The sequence below is a fragment of the Thalassotalea ponticola genome (assembly GCF_041379045.1).
Lineage (GTDB): Bacteria > Pseudomonadota > Gammaproteobacteria > Enterobacterales > Alteromonadaceae > Thalassotalea_A > Thalassotalea_A ponticola.
In genome coordinates this window covers 179,295-196,175 of sequence record NZ_CP166871.1, presented here as the reverse complement: position 1 = coordinate 196,175, position 16,881 = coordinate 179,295, and the positions used below count along the sequence as shown (strand labels likewise).

17 protein-coding genes are annotated in these 16,881 nt (G+C 47.0%); 14 read left to right on the top strand and 3 right to left on the bottom strand.

The annotated features are described in order from the left end of the window. The 5 genes from trmH to ubiB all read left to right on the top strand — a co-directional run bounded on the left by trmH (nucleotide 1) and on the right by ubiB (nucleotide 6,062). Entirely contained in the window at nucleotides 1-711 is a 711-nt protein-coding gene (gene trmH / locus ACAY30_RS00875; RefSeq protein ID WP_290251238.1) for a tRNA (guanosine(18)-2'-O)-methyltransferase TrmH, read from the top strand. Between the two features lie 77 nt (nucleotides 712-788). Next, the gene (gene recG, locus ACAY30_RS00870; RefSeq protein ID WP_290251239.1) at nucleotides 789-2,900 is read left to right on the top strand and encodes an ATP-dependent DNA helicase RecG; all 2,112 of its coding nucleotides are present in this window, start codon (nucleotides 789-791) and stop codon (nucleotides 2,898-2,900) included. A gap of 111 nt (nucleotides 2,901-3,011) precedes the next feature. Then, nucleotides 3,012-3,767 (top strand): bifunctional demethylmenaquinone methyltransferase/2-methoxy-6-polyprenyl-1,4-benzoquinol methylase UbiE, encoded by a 756-nt coding sequence (gene ubiE / locus ACAY30_RS00865; RefSeq protein WP_290251240.1) that lies wholly within the window; start codon nucleotides 3,012-3,014, stop codon nucleotides 3,765-3,767. After that, on the top strand, nucleotides 3,767-4,417 hold the full coding sequence (locus ACAY30_RS00860) for an SCP2 domain-containing protein (RefSeq protein ID WP_290251241.1): 651 nt from the start codon (nucleotides 3,767-3,769) through the stop codon (nucleotides 4,415-4,417). The genes ubiE and ACAY30_RS00860 overlap by 1 nt, the downstream gene beginning before the upstream one ends. 13 nt (nucleotides 4,418-4,430) lie before the next feature. Next, nucleotides 4,431-6,062, top strand: coding sequence for a ubiquinone biosynthesis regulatory protein kinase UbiB (gene ubiB, locus ACAY30_RS00855; RefSeq protein WP_290251242.1), 1,632 nt, complete (start codon nucleotides 4,431-4,433; stop codon nucleotides 6,060-6,062). A gap of 4 nt (nucleotides 6,063-6,066) precedes the next feature. Here ubiB and ACAY30_RS00850 read toward each other — a convergent pair whose 3' ends face one another. Then, complete coding sequence (locus ACAY30_RS00850; RefSeq protein WP_290251243.1) at nucleotides 6,067-7,044, bottom strand: hypothetical protein; 978 nt, start codon at nucleotides 7,042-7,044, stop codon at nucleotides 6,067-6,069. 194 nt (nucleotides 7,045-7,238) lie between these two features. On the opposite strand from ACAY30_RS00850, the gene tatA reads away from it, so the two are divergent. From tatA to ACAY30_RS00815, 7 genes are read left to right on the top strand one after another with little or no spacing between them, the layout of a single operon-like run. Next, complete coding sequence (gene tatA / locus ACAY30_RS00845) at nucleotides 7,239-7,484, top strand: Sec-independent protein translocase subunit TatA (RefSeq protein WP_290251244.1); 246 nt, start codon at nucleotides 7,239-7,241, stop codon at nucleotides 7,482-7,484. A 3-nt stretch (nucleotides 7,485-7,487) separates the two neighbouring features. Beyond that, a complete protein-coding gene (gene tatB / locus ACAY30_RS00840) occupies nucleotides 7,488-7,883 on the top strand; it encodes a Sec-independent protein translocase protein TatB (protein WP_290251245.1) in 396 nt (131 codons plus the stop codon). Between the two features lie 8 nt (nucleotides 7,884-7,891). Beyond that, on the top strand, nucleotides 7,892-8,647 hold the full coding sequence (tatC, locus tag ACAY30_RS00835) for a twin-arginine translocase subunit TatC (protein ID WP_290251246.1): 756 nt from the start codon (nucleotides 7,892-7,894) through the stop codon (nucleotides 8,645-8,647). A 6-nt stretch (nucleotides 8,648-8,653) separates the two neighbouring features. Next, nucleotides 8,654-9,199, top strand: a complete 546-nt coding sequence (locus tag ACAY30_RS00830) for a hypothetical protein (protein ID WP_290251247.1) — start codon at nucleotides 8,654-8,656, stop codon at nucleotides 9,197-9,199. 8 nt (nucleotides 9,200-9,207) lie between these two features. After that, entirely contained in the window at nucleotides 9,208-9,993 is a 786-nt protein-coding gene (locus tag ACAY30_RS00825) for a TatD family hydrolase (RefSeq protein WP_290251248.1), read from the top strand. Nucleotides 9,994-10,006: 13 nt separating this feature from the next. Then, complete coding sequence (hemB, locus tag ACAY30_RS00820) at nucleotides 10,007-11,020, top strand: porphobilinogen synthase (protein ID WP_290251249.1); 1,014 nt, start codon at nucleotides 10,007-10,009, stop codon at nucleotides 11,018-11,020. A gap of 51 nt (nucleotides 11,021-11,071) precedes the next feature. After that, nucleotides 11,072-11,890, top strand: coding sequence for a DMT family transporter (locus ACAY30_RS00815; RefSeq protein WP_290251250.1), 819 nt, complete (start codon nucleotides 11,072-11,074; stop codon nucleotides 11,888-11,890). A gap of 88 nt (nucleotides 11,891-11,978) precedes the next feature. On the opposite strand, the gene ACAY30_RS00810 is transcribed toward ACAY30_RS00815, so the two are convergent. Together ACAY30_RS00810 and rhlB are read right to left on the bottom strand one after the other, a co-directional pair. Further along, complete coding sequence (locus ACAY30_RS00810) at nucleotides 11,979-13,415, bottom strand: guanosine-5'-triphosphate,3'-diphosphate pyrophosphatase (RefSeq protein ID WP_371189965.1); 1,437 nt, start codon at nucleotides 13,413-13,415, stop codon at nucleotides 11,979-11,981. Between the two features lie 82 nt (nucleotides 13,416-13,497). Further along, nucleotides 13,498-14,760: an ATP-dependent RNA helicase RhlB gene (gene rhlB / locus ACAY30_RS00805; RefSeq protein WP_290251252.1), complete on the bottom strand. Its 1,263-nt coding sequence runs from the start codon at nucleotides 14,758-14,760 to the stop codon at nucleotides 13,498-13,500. Between the two features lie 242 nt (nucleotides 14,761-15,002). Between rhlB and trxA the strand changes: the two genes are divergently transcribed. Continuing rightward, the gene (trxA, locus tag ACAY30_RS00800; RefSeq protein ID WP_290251253.1) at nucleotides 15,003-15,326 is read left to right on the top strand and encodes a thioredoxin TrxA; all 324 of its coding nucleotides are present in this window, start codon (nucleotides 15,003-15,005) and stop codon (nucleotides 15,324-15,326) included. Nucleotides 15,327-15,578: 252 nt separating this feature from the next. Next, nucleotides 15,579-16,838 carry a transcription termination factor Rho gene (rho, locus tag ACAY30_RS00795; protein ID WP_290251254.1) on the top strand — a complete coding sequence of 420 codons (1,260 nt, stop codon included), beginning with the start codon at nucleotides 15,579-15,581 and terminating at the stop codon, nucleotides 16,836-16,838. The last annotated feature ends 43 nt before the right edge of the window (nucleotides 16,839-16,881 follow it).

Genomic DNA, 16,881 nt, shown 5'->3' with positions numbered 1-16,881 from the left:
ATGACTCCTGAAAGACACAAACGCATACTCGATATGCTCAACAAACGCCAAGTAGACTTAACCGTATGCATGGAAGGCGTGCACAAACCACACAACCTAGCCGCTGTGGTGCGCACCTGTGATGCAATTGGCGTCAACGACGTTCACGCCGTGTGGAAAAATGAGCGTATGCGCGTCGGTGGTGGCACCGCTCTGGGCTCGCAAAACTGGGTCAATTTACACAATTATACCAGTACCAAAGAGGCACTTAGTCGTCTCAAAGAGCAGGGTATGCAAATATTGGTTACCAATTTGTCTGATACTGCCGTCGATTTTCGCGATATTGATTACACCAAGCCGACGGCGATCATTTTAGGTCAAGAAAAGTTTGGTGCGTCTGACGAGGCGTTGGCAATGGCCGACCAAGATATTATTATTCCGATGGTCGGCATGGTGCAATCGTTAAACGTGAGCGTAGCGTGCGCGGTAACCTTGTATGAGGCACAACGCCAGCGCCAAGCTGCGGGAATGTACGATACCCCTTCGCAGCTTAGCCAAGAGCAACGCAATAAAGTGTTATTTGAAGGCGGTCACCCGATTTTTGCCCAAGCGTGCCAACGCAAGGGCTTGCCTTATCCGCAGATTGATGCCGACGGCCAAATCGTCGCCAGCGAGCAGTGGTGGCAAAAAATGCAAATGAACAAAGAAGCGTGGCAAGATCTCGACGATTAACCCTCAGTGTTAGCGCGTGATCAACGTCAGCAAATAGGTGAAACGTCCAACGGAAAACAGTGACGATAGCAAACAACATGGAACTCGAACAGCTCTCACAACATCAAGGGCTCGCAAACTTAGCGCAAGTGCCCGTTTCTGTGCTTAAAGGCGTGGGGCCGAGTATTGCCAGTAAACTTGAAAAACTCGGTCTGTGCAGTGTGCAGGATTTGCTGTTCCATTTACCGTTGCGATACGAAGATCGCACACGAGTTTACCGAATTCGCGACTTGATGCCAGGCATTCATGTCGCGGTCGTTGGCACCGTTGTTGACAATCACGTGCAGTTCGGCAAACGGCGCATGCTATTGGTGCGCATTAATGACGGCAGCGCAGAGTTGACCTTGCGCTTCTTCCACTTTTCTGCTGCCCAAAAAAACAACTTATCAACGGGTGCCACAGTTCGTTGCTTCGGTGAGATTCAGCGCGGTGGTCGGGGCTTTGAAATGATTCACCCCGAATACAAGATCGCCGATGCAAACCAAGATGCGATACCCGTAGAGCAAACGCTGACGGCGGTTTACCCAACAACTGATGGCTTGCGCCAAATCAGCATTCGCAACATTTGTGAACAAGCGCTACAACGCCTTGAACGGGGCCAAGTAGAAGAGCTGTTACCACAACAATTTCGCAACGACGGTCTCACCTTAGCCGAGGCGATAAAGCAAATTCACAAGCCAACACCTGAGATGTCAACTCAGTTACTCGAACAAGGGCGTCACCCTGCTCAAATCAGGTTGATCCGCGAAGAATTGCTCGCTCATAACCTGAGCATGCTTAAACTGCGCCAATCAAGTGATAAGCACCCGGCTAAGGCAATGACCATAGACACCACCCTCGAGCAACAGTTTCTCGCCAGTTTGCCGTTTTCACCTACCGGCGCTCAACAACGGGTGGTCAGCGATATTCGTCAAGATTTAAAACAAACCGTACCAATGATGCGTTTGGTACAAGGCGATGTGGGGTCTGGTAAAACCTTGGTTGCGGCATTGGCGGCGCTTACCGCCATAGGTCAAGGCTATCAAGTATCACTGATGGCACCGACTGAAATCTTGGCCGAACAACATGCAATAAACTTTAGCAAGTGGTTTGAACCTCTGGGGATCAAGGTGGCGTGGTTAGCCAGTAAAGGCAAAGCCAAACAAAAACGAGAAACGCTGGCAGCGATAAAAAGCGGTGAGTTACAAATGATTGTCGGCACCCACGCACTGTTTCAACAGCAAGTGGAGTTTCACAATATGACCTTGCTGATAATCGACGAGCAACACCGCTTTGGCGTGCAGCAACGTTTGGAATTGCGTGAAAAAGGCAAGTTTGATGGCTGTTATCCACATCAGTTGATCATGACCGCAACACCGATCCCGCGTACTTTGGCAATGACCGCCTACGCCGACTTAGATACCTCGATTATTGATGAACTACCACCTGGGCGAACGCCGATTAAAACGGTTGCCATTTCGGATTTACGTCGCGATGAGGTAATTGAGCGAGTGCGCCTCAACTGCTTGAATGACAATCGTCAGGCCTACTGGGTGTGTACCTTAATCGAAGAGTCGGAAGTGCTTGAATGCCAAGCGGCAGAGGATACCGCAGAGTATTTACAGCAACAGTTGCAAGGCTTGCGAGTCGGACTCGTGCACGGTCGAATGAAAGCCGATGAAAAACAAGCGGTCATGGATGAGTTCAAAGCCGGCAACATTCACTTATTGGTGGCCACCACAGTGATCGAAGTTGGCGTTGACGTACCCAATGCCAGCTTGATGATCATCGAAAATCCGGAGCGACTGGGACTCGCGCAACTGCACCAGCTGCGCGGTCGCGTCGGCCGAGGCAGTGTCGCTTCTCATTGTGTGTTGATGTATAAAAGTCCGCTGTCGAAAACCGCAACCAAGCGCCTCAGTGTCTTGCGCGAATCCAACGATGGCTTTTACTTGGCACAGCAAGACTTAGAAATTCGCGGACCCGGCGAGCTACTGGGTACGCGCCAAACCGGGTTAGCCGAGTTGAAAATTGCCGATTTAGTTCGCGACGGCGACTTAATTCCAGAAATACAACAGCAAGCGTATCTGTTGTGGCGTCAATACCCAGAATTAGCCCAACGCCTGATAAATCGCTGGCTAGCACAAAAAGAAAAGTATTCTAATGCCTAGAACGTGTCGATGTTATTGCCCGGTGATTAATTGTTAAAACCATTTTCCCTGCCCACAATTATCCTTTACACTAACACTATACCTGTAATTTGCCAGAGCTAAGCGTTTTTCATGAGCAACGACAATAAAGACACCACCCATTTTGGTTACAAGACCGTTAATACCGACGACAAAGAATCCTTGGTTGCCGGAGTATTTCATTCGGTAGCAAAACAGTATGATGTGATGAACGATTTAATGTCGTTGGGCATTCACCGTCTGTGGAAACGCTTTACTATTGATGCCAGCGGTGTGCGCCCCGGTAATCAAATTTTAGATTTAGCCGGTGGCACAGGCGACTTAACCGCCAAGTTTTCCAAACTGACCGGACCAACGGGTAAGGTTATTTTAGCGGATATCAATTCATCGATGTTGCAGGTAGGCCGTGATAAGCTGCGCGACCGCGGCGTGGTTGGCAACGTTGATTACGTTCAAGCAAATGCCGAGGCTCTGCCGTTTGACGATAATACGTTTGATATTGTCACCATTGCGTTTGGCTTGCGCAATGTCACCAACAAAGACAAGGCGCTGGCGTCAATTTATCGCGTATTAAAACCCGGTGGTCGCTTGTTGGTACTTGAGTTCTCTAAGCCCGAGCAAGAACTGCTGAGTAAAGCCTATGATTTTTACTCGTTCAATATCTTACCCAAAATGGGTGAACTCGTCGCTAAAGACGGTGATAGCTACCAATACCTCGCTGAATCGATTCGCATGCACCCCGATCAAGAAACACTAAAACAAATGATGGGTGATGCCGGCTTTGAACAGACTAGTTACCACAATTTAACCGGTGGTATCGTCGCATTGCACAAGGGTTACAAGTTCTAATGGCGTCCCCTGCGACTAACAGCCGATTAGACCAACTGATGCCCAAGCAAGCGGCAACTGCTTTATTAGAGCGCCTTGTCAATGCGGTTCTCGCTGATGAGCCATTGGTCGTTAACCAGTTATCGGCCTTAGACAATCGCTCACTGACGCTGTTAGTCAATGAAATTGGCTTTCCATTGACGTTTCACGTCAGCCAAGGCCATATTAGTGTTATCGCCAACAAACTCAACGATGACTGTCTCATTGCCACCAATATGCAAACCTTGGCTAAGCTAAAAAATTTAGAGTTGTTAACCTCGCTAATAAAATCGGGAGAGCTCGATATTATTGGCGACGTTAAAGTGGCGCAACAATTTGCCAGCATAAAGGATTCGCTATCGCTCGATTGGCAATCAAAACTGGCCGTTTATATTGGTGACGTGCCAACCCATCAAACGGTGAAATTAGTCAACTGGTTGGCGAGCAAATTACACTTTGCCAAACAGCAAATCAGTGAAGACGCCAGTGAGTTTTTATTGCACGAAGCAAAACTGGTGGTCAGTACCAGTGACGTTGCCTATTTCAACCAACAAGTAACGCAACTGCAACAGCAAACAGCGCAATTAGCGCAACGCGTGCAAAACGCTGCCAACCGGCTAATAAAACAATAAGGTAGGATATTTCGTGCGCAGCAAACGCCTTTATCAAATCGTCAAAACCTTTCTCAACTACGGTCTTGATGAACTCATCCCGCGAGAGCGCCTACCACTGGCAGCAAAAATCGCTCGAACGAGCTTGTTTTGGTTGCGCAATAAACACAAAGACAAACCAATTGAACAACGCTTTCGCTTGGCTGTTGAAAGCTTAGGACCGGTATTTATTAAGTTTGGACAAATGCTGTCAACACGGCGCGATTTGCTGTCGCAAGCATTTGCCGCTGAATTGGCCTTGTTGCAGGACAATGTCAACGCGTTTGACCGCGATACCGCAAAAGGTATTATTGTCGATGCCATTGGTGAACAAAAATTTAACCAGCACTTTAGCCATTTTGAAGCAAACCCGCTTGCGTCGGCATCGATTGCTCAAGTTCACGCTGCGACGCTGTCGATTGATGGCAAAGAGCACGACGTGGTGATCAAAGTTATCCGACCGAATATCGAAAAAACCATTCACGCCGACATCCAAGTGATGCACACCTTTGCGCGCCTGCTGAGCCGGTTTTACACTGAAGGTAAGCGCCTTCGCCCCGTCGAAGTAGTAAACGAATACAAACGGACGATATTGGACGAATTGGATTTACTGCGAGAAGCGGCCAACGCCATTCAGTTAAAACGCAATTTTGACGGTGACAAAATTCTCTATGTACCTGAGGTTTACAGTGAATTTTGCCATAAAAACGTCATGGTTATGGAGCGTATTTACGGCGTCGGCGTTGGCGAAGTTGAGCGATTAAAGCAACTCAATGTCAACATGCCACTACTCGCTGAACGCGGCGTGGAAGTATTTTTTACGCAAGTGTTTCGCGATAGCTTTTTTCATGCGGACATGCATCCAGGTAACGTGTTTGTTGACGTTACCGATGTTAACGACCCCACTTGGATTGCTATAGATTGCGGCATTGTTGGTACCTTGAACAAAGAAGACAAGCGCTATTTAGCAGAAAATTTCGTCGCCTTTTTTAATCGCGATTATCACAAAGTAGCGCAACTACATGTCGACTCTGGATGGGTGCCCAGAGACACCAGTGTTGATGAATTTGAATTTGCTATTCGCACCGTATGCGAGCCCATTTTCGAAAAACCGCTGGCCGAGATTTCATTTGGTCAAGTGCTGGTCAATTTGTTTAACACTGCCCGCCGTTTCAATATGGAAGTACAACCGCAATTAGTGTTGCTGCAAAAGACCTTACTGTATATTGAGGGTCTCGGCCGACAGTTGTATCCACAGCTGGATCTGTGGAAAACCGCCAAACCGTTTTTAGAAGATTGGGTTAAGCAACAAATGGGCCCCAAAGCGTTATTTGACGCGATCAAAGACAACTTGCCTTATTGGGCTGAGAAAATGCCTGAACTGCCCAACTTAGTCTATCAATACCTACAGTCCGGCCACAAAAATGCGGAACAGCAACAGCAGCTGTTGGCTGATATGCAACGCCGCCAAGAGCAGCAATTTAAGCGTTTGAGGTTAACCATAACGGGTAGCTCGCTATTGATCACTAGTGGTATTTTGGCAGTATTTAATGCGCCCGTTGCGGCCACCATCACTGGCGTATTAAGCGCCTTATTACTCGTTGGCTCACTGCGCGGCGCGGGATAAGCGGTTAACGTTGTGATTTTTCAAAATAGCCTTCAACGCGCAAAGCAATGCCTGGCGTTGGTTTGTGATCGTTGTCATACGGCCACTCAATAAAGGGTTCAATTTCAAAATACAGCCAGCGCCGATAGGCATTAACCCGAAACCGATAATTTAGCACTGTGTTGTCGATAAAAAAATCGTCGTCACCGTTGTCCTCGCCATATATTTCGACTCCCAAGCTGGTCGCTCTAAAGCGATCGATTTGATGCAAATAAAAATAGCCATGACGCCAGCGGTAACCGTGAAAAGATTCTGAGCCACGCATACTGTAATTGACTCGAAATTGTTGCTTTTCAGAATAGTTAAATTCGTATTCCATAAACAGGCGCGCGCCAAGGCCGTCGTCGAGGTAGTAATATATCGATGGCTCTAGTTCAAAACGGTGTTTTTCGGCGAGCTCGTACTGTAACTTCATCCGCCCTTTAACAAAAATATCGCCCCCCGATATACCTACGCGAGAGTCGATAAATTCGCCTAGATTGTCTACATTTACCACCCTCAGCGATGCCGTAAACGCCTCTTCTCGGTTTACTCGTGACAGGCGATCTGCTTCGTCTTTAGTTGAGGTGCGACTATCGTCATCTTCATCTGACAGCAATAAATCAACGCGATCTTCTAAATTGGGAAGCTTCACCCGCAACTTAAATTTTTGGGTAAACACAGCAAAATCTCGTGCTCTAGGTTCATAACCAAGGCGAATACGAGCTAATGAGGTAGGCGTGATGTCATCGTCTTCATCGGTGGCAAAAAAACTGTCAAACCACTTGGCGGTGCCGTAAAAAGAATCACTAATGGTTGAGTGAAAACCGAATAACCAATCATCCTCTGGCTTGGGGTGAACAATCATATATTCGGCGTACTCCTGCTCCTCCTCTTCAGCTGACACTGCGAAGCTTGTATAGCACCCAAACAGCATGGCCATGCCAATGCAGATGATTTTCATTTACCCTTTATTCTCATAAACTTAGTCGGTAAAAATAGCCGTTAGAACAACGCCACCTTAGTTTAACAAATAGTTAAAAAACTAAGAGATATCAAATAAATAATTATCGTATAACGAGGAAATCACTAGGCATATCCGTTTGTAAATTGGTATGATATGGCACAAACTTGTACTAGATATAAAGATTTTCTGGAGTGGGTATGGCCGGTATCAGTATTTGGCAACTGTTAATTATTTTTGCAATTATTATTTTATTATTCGGAACCAAGAAGTTACGCAACATTGGTAGCGATTTAGGTTCAGCGGTAAAAGGCTTCAAAAAAGCGGTAAATGACGAGCAAGACAGCAAATCAGACTCTGCAGAACCAAAAGTTGAACAATTAAAGCAAGCCGATCAACAACAAGATAAAACCAAATCAAAAGAAAAAGATCAGGCGTAGTCGATGTTTGATATTGGTTTTTGGGAGCTGACAGTTATCGCCGTCATGGCGTTGGTGGTGCTTGGACCGGAACGCATGCCGGTGGCCATTCGCACGGTCAGAGGTTGGGTTCGCAATATCAAACAATTTAGCTCTTCGGTACAAACCGAGTTGAAAGAAGAGTTGCGCATTCATGAGTTACACGAAAACTTGCGCAAGGCCGAACAACAGGGCATGAAAGATTTGTCGCCTGAGCTACAGGATTCGGTTGATCAACTCAAGTCGGCAGCCGCAGATGCCAATCGCCCTTACGCCAAACAACACAATCCGCTCAATCAGGACCCGTCAGCCGTTGATAGCGAGCGCTCTGCACCAGACAACAACTCAAGCTCACACCCCGAAAACAGCAATAACAAGTGATATAAGCGATGACAAATGCATCTTCAGGCTCTTCTTTGTTTGAACACCTTTTAGAACTGCGCTCGCGACTATTAGCTATGGTCGTTAGTGTATTGGTGGTGTTTTTGTGTTTGGCCTATTTTGCCCAAGATATATACCAATATCTAGCCGAGCCGTTATTGGCGGTGATGCCAGAAGGCAGCAACATGATCGCCACAGACGTTGCCTCGCCTTTCTTTGCGCCCTTTAAACTCACCATGGTGGTGTCTATTTTCGCCGCGATGCCATACATTCTTTATCAAATTTGGGCGTTTATTGCGCCGGGCCTTTATGCCAACGAAAAAAGGTTAATCGCCCCCTTGCTGTTTGGTTCAAGTATATTGTTTTACGGCGGCGTTGCGTTTGCGTATTTCATTGTGTTCCCTTTGGCGTTTGCTTTTTTTAATAGCGTTGCCCCAGAAGGCGTCACTATTGCCACCGATATATCCAGTTACCTCGATTTTGTATTAAAGCTATTTTTTGCCTTTGGCGCAGCGTTTGAAATTCCGATTGCCATCATACTGATGTGTTGGACCGGTTTCACTACGGTGGCAAGCTTGCGCGCCAAACGCCCTTACGTTATTGTCGGGGTATTCGTGGTAGGTATGTTGTTAACTCCTCCTGATGTAATTTCGCAAACCCTGTTAGCACTACCTATGTGGTTGTTATTTGAATTGGGGCTAGTTTTGGCTTCTTTTTATCGTCCTCGTCAAGACGCAGACGATACCGCACAACAAGGTGAATAAGATAAAATGAGACCTATATTACTTACCGTAGCACTGTTGACGTGCAGTTCTGCTTTCGCATTTGACTCCCAGCGTTGGCTTGATTGTAGCAACATTAACAATAACGATGACCGACTCGCCTGTTACGACCGCGTCGCCAACTCGTTGAAAAGCGAGCCAACGAGTGCCCCGTCAGCAACTGACCCGGTACCTGAGGCTGTAGCCCCTGCACCTACTGTGACCACGGCGACGGCGGCGACGGCGGCTGCGACTAACGCGGCAAGCGACACTGCGCAAGGTTCCGTCCAAGCCGGCTTTGGTCTAGAGCACAAAATGACCGAACAAGAGCAGGCCGTCGACGCGTTAACGATGACGATCAGCAAGGCGAAACAAAGCTTGCACGGCGAGTGGACCCTGTGGTTCGAAAACGGCCAGCAATGGCGCACCTTATCCAATAAACGAATTAAATTTAAAGCCGGTCAAGAGGTGGTTATCTCGCGCGGTATTTTTAATTCGTTTACCATTAGCGCCGTTGACTCTAACCGCACCACCAAAATCAAACGGCTTAACTAGATACCGCTATGCTTATTGATATTGGGGTAAATCTCACTAGCTCGCGATTCGATAACGACCGAGCCGAGGTTGTTGCTAGTGCCCAACAAGCGGGGATCACCAAGATGCTGATCACCGGCACCAACGTTGACGCAAGTGAGCAAGCAGCGCAGCTGTGCAGCCAATTTTCAGGGCTGTATAGCACCGCTGGAGTACACCCTCACGACGCCGATAACGTCCCAGACGACTACGTCGACCGACTCAAAGCGTTATTGAAACACCCAAAAGTAAAAGCGGTAGGTGAGTGTGGATTAGACTTTAACCGCAACTTTTCTAGCCCTGAAAATCAGCAGCGGGTGTTTGCCCAACAATTGCAATTGGCGGTTGAATTTAACTTGCCGGTGTTTCTACACCAACGCGATGCATTTACCACGTGGCAGCAAATACTCAGCGCATACACGCCTCAATTAGCCGGTGGCGTAAGCCATTGCTTTACCGGTGATAAGCCGCAATTAAAACAGTGCTTAGACATGGGCCTGTACATTGGCATTACTGGCTGGATTACCGATCCCAAACGCGGTACTGAGTTATATGATATTGCCCGCTACATTCCCTTAGACCGGGTTATGGTTGAAACCGATGCACCGTATTTAACCCCTAAAAATATTCGTCCAAAACCAAAATCAAGTCGCAACGAGCCCAAGTATTTACACAGCGTTGTCGATACATTGGCAACCGCTATGCAGGTTGACAGAGACTTACTTATTGAACACGCCACGGCAAATAGCAATCGATTATTTGCTCTGGCTGACTAGGAGCTATCTGCACATGAACAACGTCAATCAATTTGGCCAATTTCCCGCACGTCGAATGCGCCGCATGCGTCGCGATGACTTTTCTCGTCGTTTAATGGCGGAACACCAACTTACCGTTAACGACCTTATTTACCCTGTTTTTGTTCTCGAGGGTGAACAACAGCGAGAAGCCGTGCCGTCAATGCCTGGCGTCGAGCGCAAGAGTATTGATTTATTACTTGAAGAAGCGGCGGAACTGGTTGATTTGGGCGTCCCTGCGATTGCGTTATTTCCAGTCACACCACAAGCGAATAAGTCATTGATGGCTGAAGAAGCATACAATGACGATGGCCTTGCACAACGAGCTGTGCGTGCGCTTAAGCACAAGTTTCCGCAACTTGGGGTGATTACTGATGTCGCTTTAGATCCGTTCACCACACATGGCCAGGATGGCATTATCGACGAACAAGGTTATGTACTAAATGACGTAACCAAAGACATTTTAGTCAAGCAAGCATTATCTCATGCTCGTGCCGGTGCCGATGTGGTTGCGCCCTCGGATATGATGGATGGCCGTGTTGGCGCCATTCGTCAAGCGCTTGAGCAAGACGGCTTTGTCAACACCCGTATTCTCGCTTACTCAGCCAAATACGCGTCAAATTACTATGGACCATTTCGCGATGCTGTCGGCTCAGCTGGCAACATTAAAGGCGGTAACAAGTATTCTTATCAAATGGATCCGGCTAATTCCGATGAAGCGTTACACGAAATAGCCCAAGATATCTACGAGGGTGCCGATATGGTTATGGTAAAACCTGGTATGCCGTATTTAGATATCGTTCGCCGCGTTAAAGATAACTTTCAAGTGCCAACCTACGCCTATCAAGTCAGTGGTGAGTACGCAATGCACATGGCGGCCATTCAAAACGGTTGGTTAGCCGAAAGGCCCTGCGTAATGGAAGGCTTATTAGCATTTAAGCGCGCCGGTGCTGACGGCATCCTCACCTACTTTGCCAAAGACGTCGCCCGTTGGTTACAAGAGGGCTAACAGATAACGTCGCCCAAGCAAGCCTTTGTTGTTCTGCACACAGCTATCGCCATGTTAGCTGTGTGTGCGCTATTTGCTAAATGGATTGAACTACCCGCACTGTACATTGTTTGGGGTCGCTGTTTATTCGCGTTTATCGCGCTTTATATCGTCAGTTACGGCAAGCAACTCAACTTAAACATCAATGCGCGCTTGCGCCGGCGATTGTTGATCAGCGGCGTCTTACTCGCCTTGCACTGGTGGAGCTTTTTTCAATCGATTCAACTGACCAATGTTGCTGTCGGTCTGCTTACCTTTGCCACGTTTCCATTGTTTGTGCCGCTGATAAACCGCGTTTTATTGCAACAGACGATTCAGCCGATACTGCTGGTACAAGGCCTACTCTGTATATTGGGCGTGTACTTGTTAGTCGCTCATCAGCCAGTAAGCGATGCCACTTGGCTAGGGGTGGTATTAGGGGTATTTTCAGCCCTCAGTTTTGCCCTATTAACAGTGTTTAATCACCACTACGTACAACAACACAACCCGGTGGTGATTAGCGTATTCCAACAGGGCGCCGCATTAATCTGGCTAACACCGTGGCTGTTTGTATGGCCACAACTGCCAAGCACAACGGACTGGCTTGCCTTTGCCGTGCTCGGCGTGTTTTTCACCGCCCTTACTCATGCATTGATCATTTACTGTTTGCGCTTTCTTCCCGCCTTCACTGTCAGCGTGAGTTTTAGCTTAGAACCCGTTTACGGCATTGTGGCCGCTTACTTTTTGCTCGGCGAGAGTATCAGCACCCCAACCGTCATCGGCTCAGTGTTAATTGTAGTTACCTGCGCGTGGGCCAGCATCAGCTCGATGCCGAGATCGGTAAAAGCGTAATGTCTAAACACCGTGGGTAGATAACACAGCTGTCACCGGCTGCGCTAGCGGTATTGTCTGAGCCAAGACACCTTGAGTACTGCGAACGTTATTCTTTCGCGCTTATGGTCAAGTTAAAGCCTTGTGCAGCCAAATCGGTAACCTCTTGCTTTAGCTCGGCTGATATCAGTGGGTGGCTGTGTAAAAATGAGCGGTCTAAGACCAACTGTGCCGCCTGAGGTTTGCCGTTAATTCGAAATGATGGCATCACATCATCTTTGCGTCGCTTGGCGAGAATAACGGCCAAGCGCAGAATAACAATGAGATACAAGGTCGATTGCGAGTCGATAAAATTTTGTTGGTCAATTGCCCGGTGGTCAAAGTCTCCCTTGTAATTGCCGACCAGTGCAATCAATAACAAGCGCTCTGCTTGTGAAAAACCAGCTAAGTCGGCGTTCGCCAAAATGTATTGACCGTGCTGTTTATTGTTTTTGTATTCGAGTAACAAGCCAATCTCGTGCAACGCGCACGCCGACTGTAAAATACTCGACATAGGCAAAGTTAAAGACCAGGCTTTAGCCAGCTGAGTAAACGCAGAATCGGCAATGTTGGCGACGCGATACGCATGTCGTTCATCAATACTAAAGCGCTGAATTAAGCCGCTAATAGTGCGCTGACGAATATTTACATTGCGCATATTGGGCAGTAATTCGTATAGAATACCTTCTCGAATTGCCCCTTGCGCAAGGATCACACGCGTTAGCTCAAACTCATCGACGATGGCGATCAAAATCGCTAATCCGGCAACAAAAACCGGCTTGCGCTCAGCGGTCAAGCCTTCTATCTCAAGTGCTGCTAAGTGACCACAATGAATCGCGAGCTCGCTGATTTGTTGCAGATTATCTCGGGTGATCTGTTGTACTTTACCTTGTTCGGTGAGAATTTCAGCGACTGCTTGCAATGTGCCTGAGACGCCTAAAGCAATATCCCAACCTTGTTGCTGATACGCCTGTTTGTGCGGGGCAAGTGCCGTTCGCGCCGCAGTAACGGCTTGTTCAAACGAGCTGTGAGTATATTGATCGCCCTTAAAAAAAGTCTTATTAAACGTTACACAACCGATATTAACCGAGCATGCTAAGGCACAGTCAAAGCCTTCGCCAACAACGAGCTCGGTACTTGCGCCGCCGATGTCTATAACTAAGCGTTTGTTGGCACTACAGGTAGTATGAGCGACGCCTAAGTATATATTTTGAGCCTCTTGTTGGCCGGAGATAACCTCAATCGGATGCCCTAAAATGCGCTCGGCTCGGTCGAGAAATTGTTGGCGGTTTTGCGCTAACCGCAACGTTGCGGTCCCGACAACGCGAATGTTTTGCGGTGGAATATCTTGTAGCCGTTCAGCAAAAAAACTCAAACACTCCCAGCCTCGAGCCATGGCCTTGGCATCTAGGTTGTATTCGCTATCAAGCCCTGAAGCTAAACGCACTTTGCGTTTTACTTTATCGACAATTTGCACACTGTCGGCGACTAAGCGTGCAATTAACATATGGAATGAGTTTGACCCTAAATCGATCACCGCATATAAAGGCTGCGAGCACGATGGAAGCGATTTATCTGTCACCAGCAAACTACCTCGAAGTTTGACCGCGCGGCTTGCTATTGCCTTTGCCCCCGCGCTTTGGCGCTGGGCGATGACGGCGTTGTTTGGGTTTAGGCTTGGGTAAGTCAGTTAACAACGCATCCGGATCGTATTTACTCACCGGCAGGTTATGGTCGATATATTCTTCAATCGCAGGTAAATTAAATACGTACTCTTCACAGGCCAGACTGATTGCATGACCGGTTGCACCAGCGCGTCCCGTACGACCAATGCGGTGTACATAGTCTTCGCAATCATCCGGTAAATCATAATTAAACACATGAGTTACAGCGGGGATATGCAGACCGCGGGCGGCTACGTCGGTGGCCACCAAAATATCTAATTGACCTTTACTAAACTGCTCTAAAATTTTCAGACGCTTATTTTGGGCAACATCACCAGTTAACAAACCGACGCGGTGATTATCGGCTTGCAAGTGGGCATATACACGCTCACAGCTGTGCTTGGTATTGGCAAACACAATGGCTTTATCGGGCCACTCTTCTTCGATAAGCGTTTGCAACAAGGCCATTTTATCTTCGTTTGACGGGTAAAATAGCTCTTCGCTGATGCGCACATTGGTTTTTTGTTCAGGTTCAACTTCTACGCTCACCGGCTCATTCATGTGCTCGAAAGCCAGCTCTTTTACGCGGTATGATAGCGTTGCTGAAAACAGCATATTCAAGCGTTTATCCGGCGCAGGCATGCGGCGAAACATAAAGCGAATATCCTTGATAAAGCCGAGATCAAACATGCGATCAGCTTCGTCAAGCACCACCACTTCAATATTGTCTAGGCGATAAATACCTTGCTTGTAATAATCGATTAAGCGACCGCAAGTACCGATCAGGATATCAACCCCTTGCTCTAGGGTGTGGCGTTGGCTTTCGTAACCTTCGCCACCGTATATCACACCAAGACGCATCCCCGTTTGTTGAGCCATGTGTTTAGCGTCATTGGCTATTTGAATCGCTAGCTCTCGAGTTGGTGCCATAATAATAGCACGAGGCTGATTGTGCGATGGCGCAGGAACTTGCAACAAGTGATGAAATGTTGCCGCTAAAAAGGCAATGGTTTTACCCTCACCCGTTTGCGCCTGACCAGCAATGTCCTTACCTGTGAGAACAATGGGTAACGACTGTGCTTGAATCATGGTGCAGTTGTGAAAACCCATCTTTTCAAGACCGGCAACCACTTTTTCGTTCAAACCTAACTCGCTGAACTTAACGTGGGTTAAATGTGTCTTATTCATGCTTTTTGCGATAACACTCAATTTTTACAATAGATTAGATATATAGTAACAGAATGATATATTTATATCTGCCTTTGTGCAGATGATAAACAGTTTTTTCTTCTGTAAAATGGGTTATTGTCGGTTGATAGGTAAAAAATTAACGCAATTACAGATTTGCCCCTTGTAATTGTTGTCTTGAGACCCAAGATCTATGAGAATTGCGAATTAATGCGCGTAACGCATACACATTGGAGAATATAATGAGCGATAAAATTGTACAGTTAACTGATGACAGCTTTGATGACGTTGTTAATTCATCTACCCCAGTTCTTGTTGATTTCTGGGCTGAGTGGTGTGGTCCATGTAAAATGATCGCTCCAATCCTAAACGAAATCGCTGACGAGTACGACGGCAAGGTAACTGTTGCTAAACTCAACATCGATCAGCACTCAGCATCACCACAAAAATTTGGTATTCGCGGTATCCCAACGCTGCTACTGTTCAAAAACGGTGAAGTAGCTGACACAAAAGTTGGTGCGTTATCGAAAAATCAGTTAAAAGAGTTTTTGGACGCCAACGTCTAATTTGGCGTTAAGCTCGAGTAAAAAGGTCAACGAGTGTTGGCCTTTTTTCTTTACATTACGTAAAATCCCTACCATAATCATGTTCATCAATTAGCTGTGAAGCAGCCTTTACCTAAGGCGACTTTAGTGCTAGTTTTAACTTAAACATACCTAAACTCTTTATTATTAACCCTTTTCGTTTCGGCAGTTACTCCTGTTCTAGACCCGAAATAACGTAAGCAAAAACAAATTACAATCAAAAGACCCTTCACTATGAATCTAATCGAATTAAAAGATAAACCTATTGGCGAGCTTTTAAAGCTGGCAGAGAGTATGAATCTTGAGCACTTAGCTCGCAATCGCAAGCAAGACGTGATTTTTGCTATTTTGAAAGCGCATGCGAAAAGCGGCGAAGATATTTTTGGTGGCGGGGTTCTTGAAATTTTACAAGACGGTTTTGGCTTTTTGCGCAGTGCCGATTCATCGTTTTTAGCCGGTCCTGATGACATTTATGTCTCGCCAAGCCAAATTCGCCGTTTCAGCCTGCGCACCGGCGACACGATTTTCGGTAAAATCCGTCCACCGAAAGATGGCGAGCGTTATTTTGCCTTATTAAAAGTCAATGAAGTTAACTTTGACAAACCGGAAAACTCGCGCACCAAAATTTTATTTGAAAACTTAACACCTGTGCATCCGGACGAGCGTTTAACCATGGAACGCGGTAACGGCAGTACAGAAGATATCACCGCGCGTGTACTCGATCTTGCAGCGCCGATTGGCAAGGGACAACGCGGTCTTATCGTTGCACCACCAAAAGCGGGTAAAACACTACTACTACAAAACATCGCCCAAAGTATTGCGCACAATCACCCCGAATGTGAGTTAATGGTGTTGTTAATTGACGAGCGTCCTGAAGAAGTGACCGAAATGCAACGCCTTGTCAAAGGCGAGGTTGTCGCTTCAACGTTTGACGAGCCAGCCAGCCGTCACGTACAAGTAGCGGAAATGGTCATTGAAAAAGCCAAGCGTTTAACCGAGCACAAAAAAGACGTGGTGATTCTACTTGATTCAATTACCCGTTTAGCACGAGCTTACAACACCGTGATTCCATCATCGGGTAAAATCCTTACCGGTGGTGTTGACGCCAATGCCCTACATCGCCCTAAGCGCTTTTTTGGTGCTGCGCGAAACATCGAAGAAGGTGGTAGCTTAACGATTATCGCAACCGCGCTTGTAGATACTGGCTCTAAGATGGACGAAGTTATTTACGAGGAATTTAAAGGTACCGGTAACATGGAACTACACTTATCTCGTAAAATCGCTGAAAAGCGCGTATTCCCAGCCATCCACTTCAACCGTTCTGGTACCCGTCGCGAAGAAATGCTGACCAAAGCAGATGAACTACAAAAACTGTGGATTCTGCGTAAAATCGTCCATGAAATGGGTGAAATTGATGCGATGGAGTTTCTCATTGATAAGTTAGCGATGACGAAAACTAACGATGAATTTTTTGACGCGATGAAGCGTAAATAAATCGCCTCAAGCGCGTTATTAAACCGGTCAATCGACCGGTTTT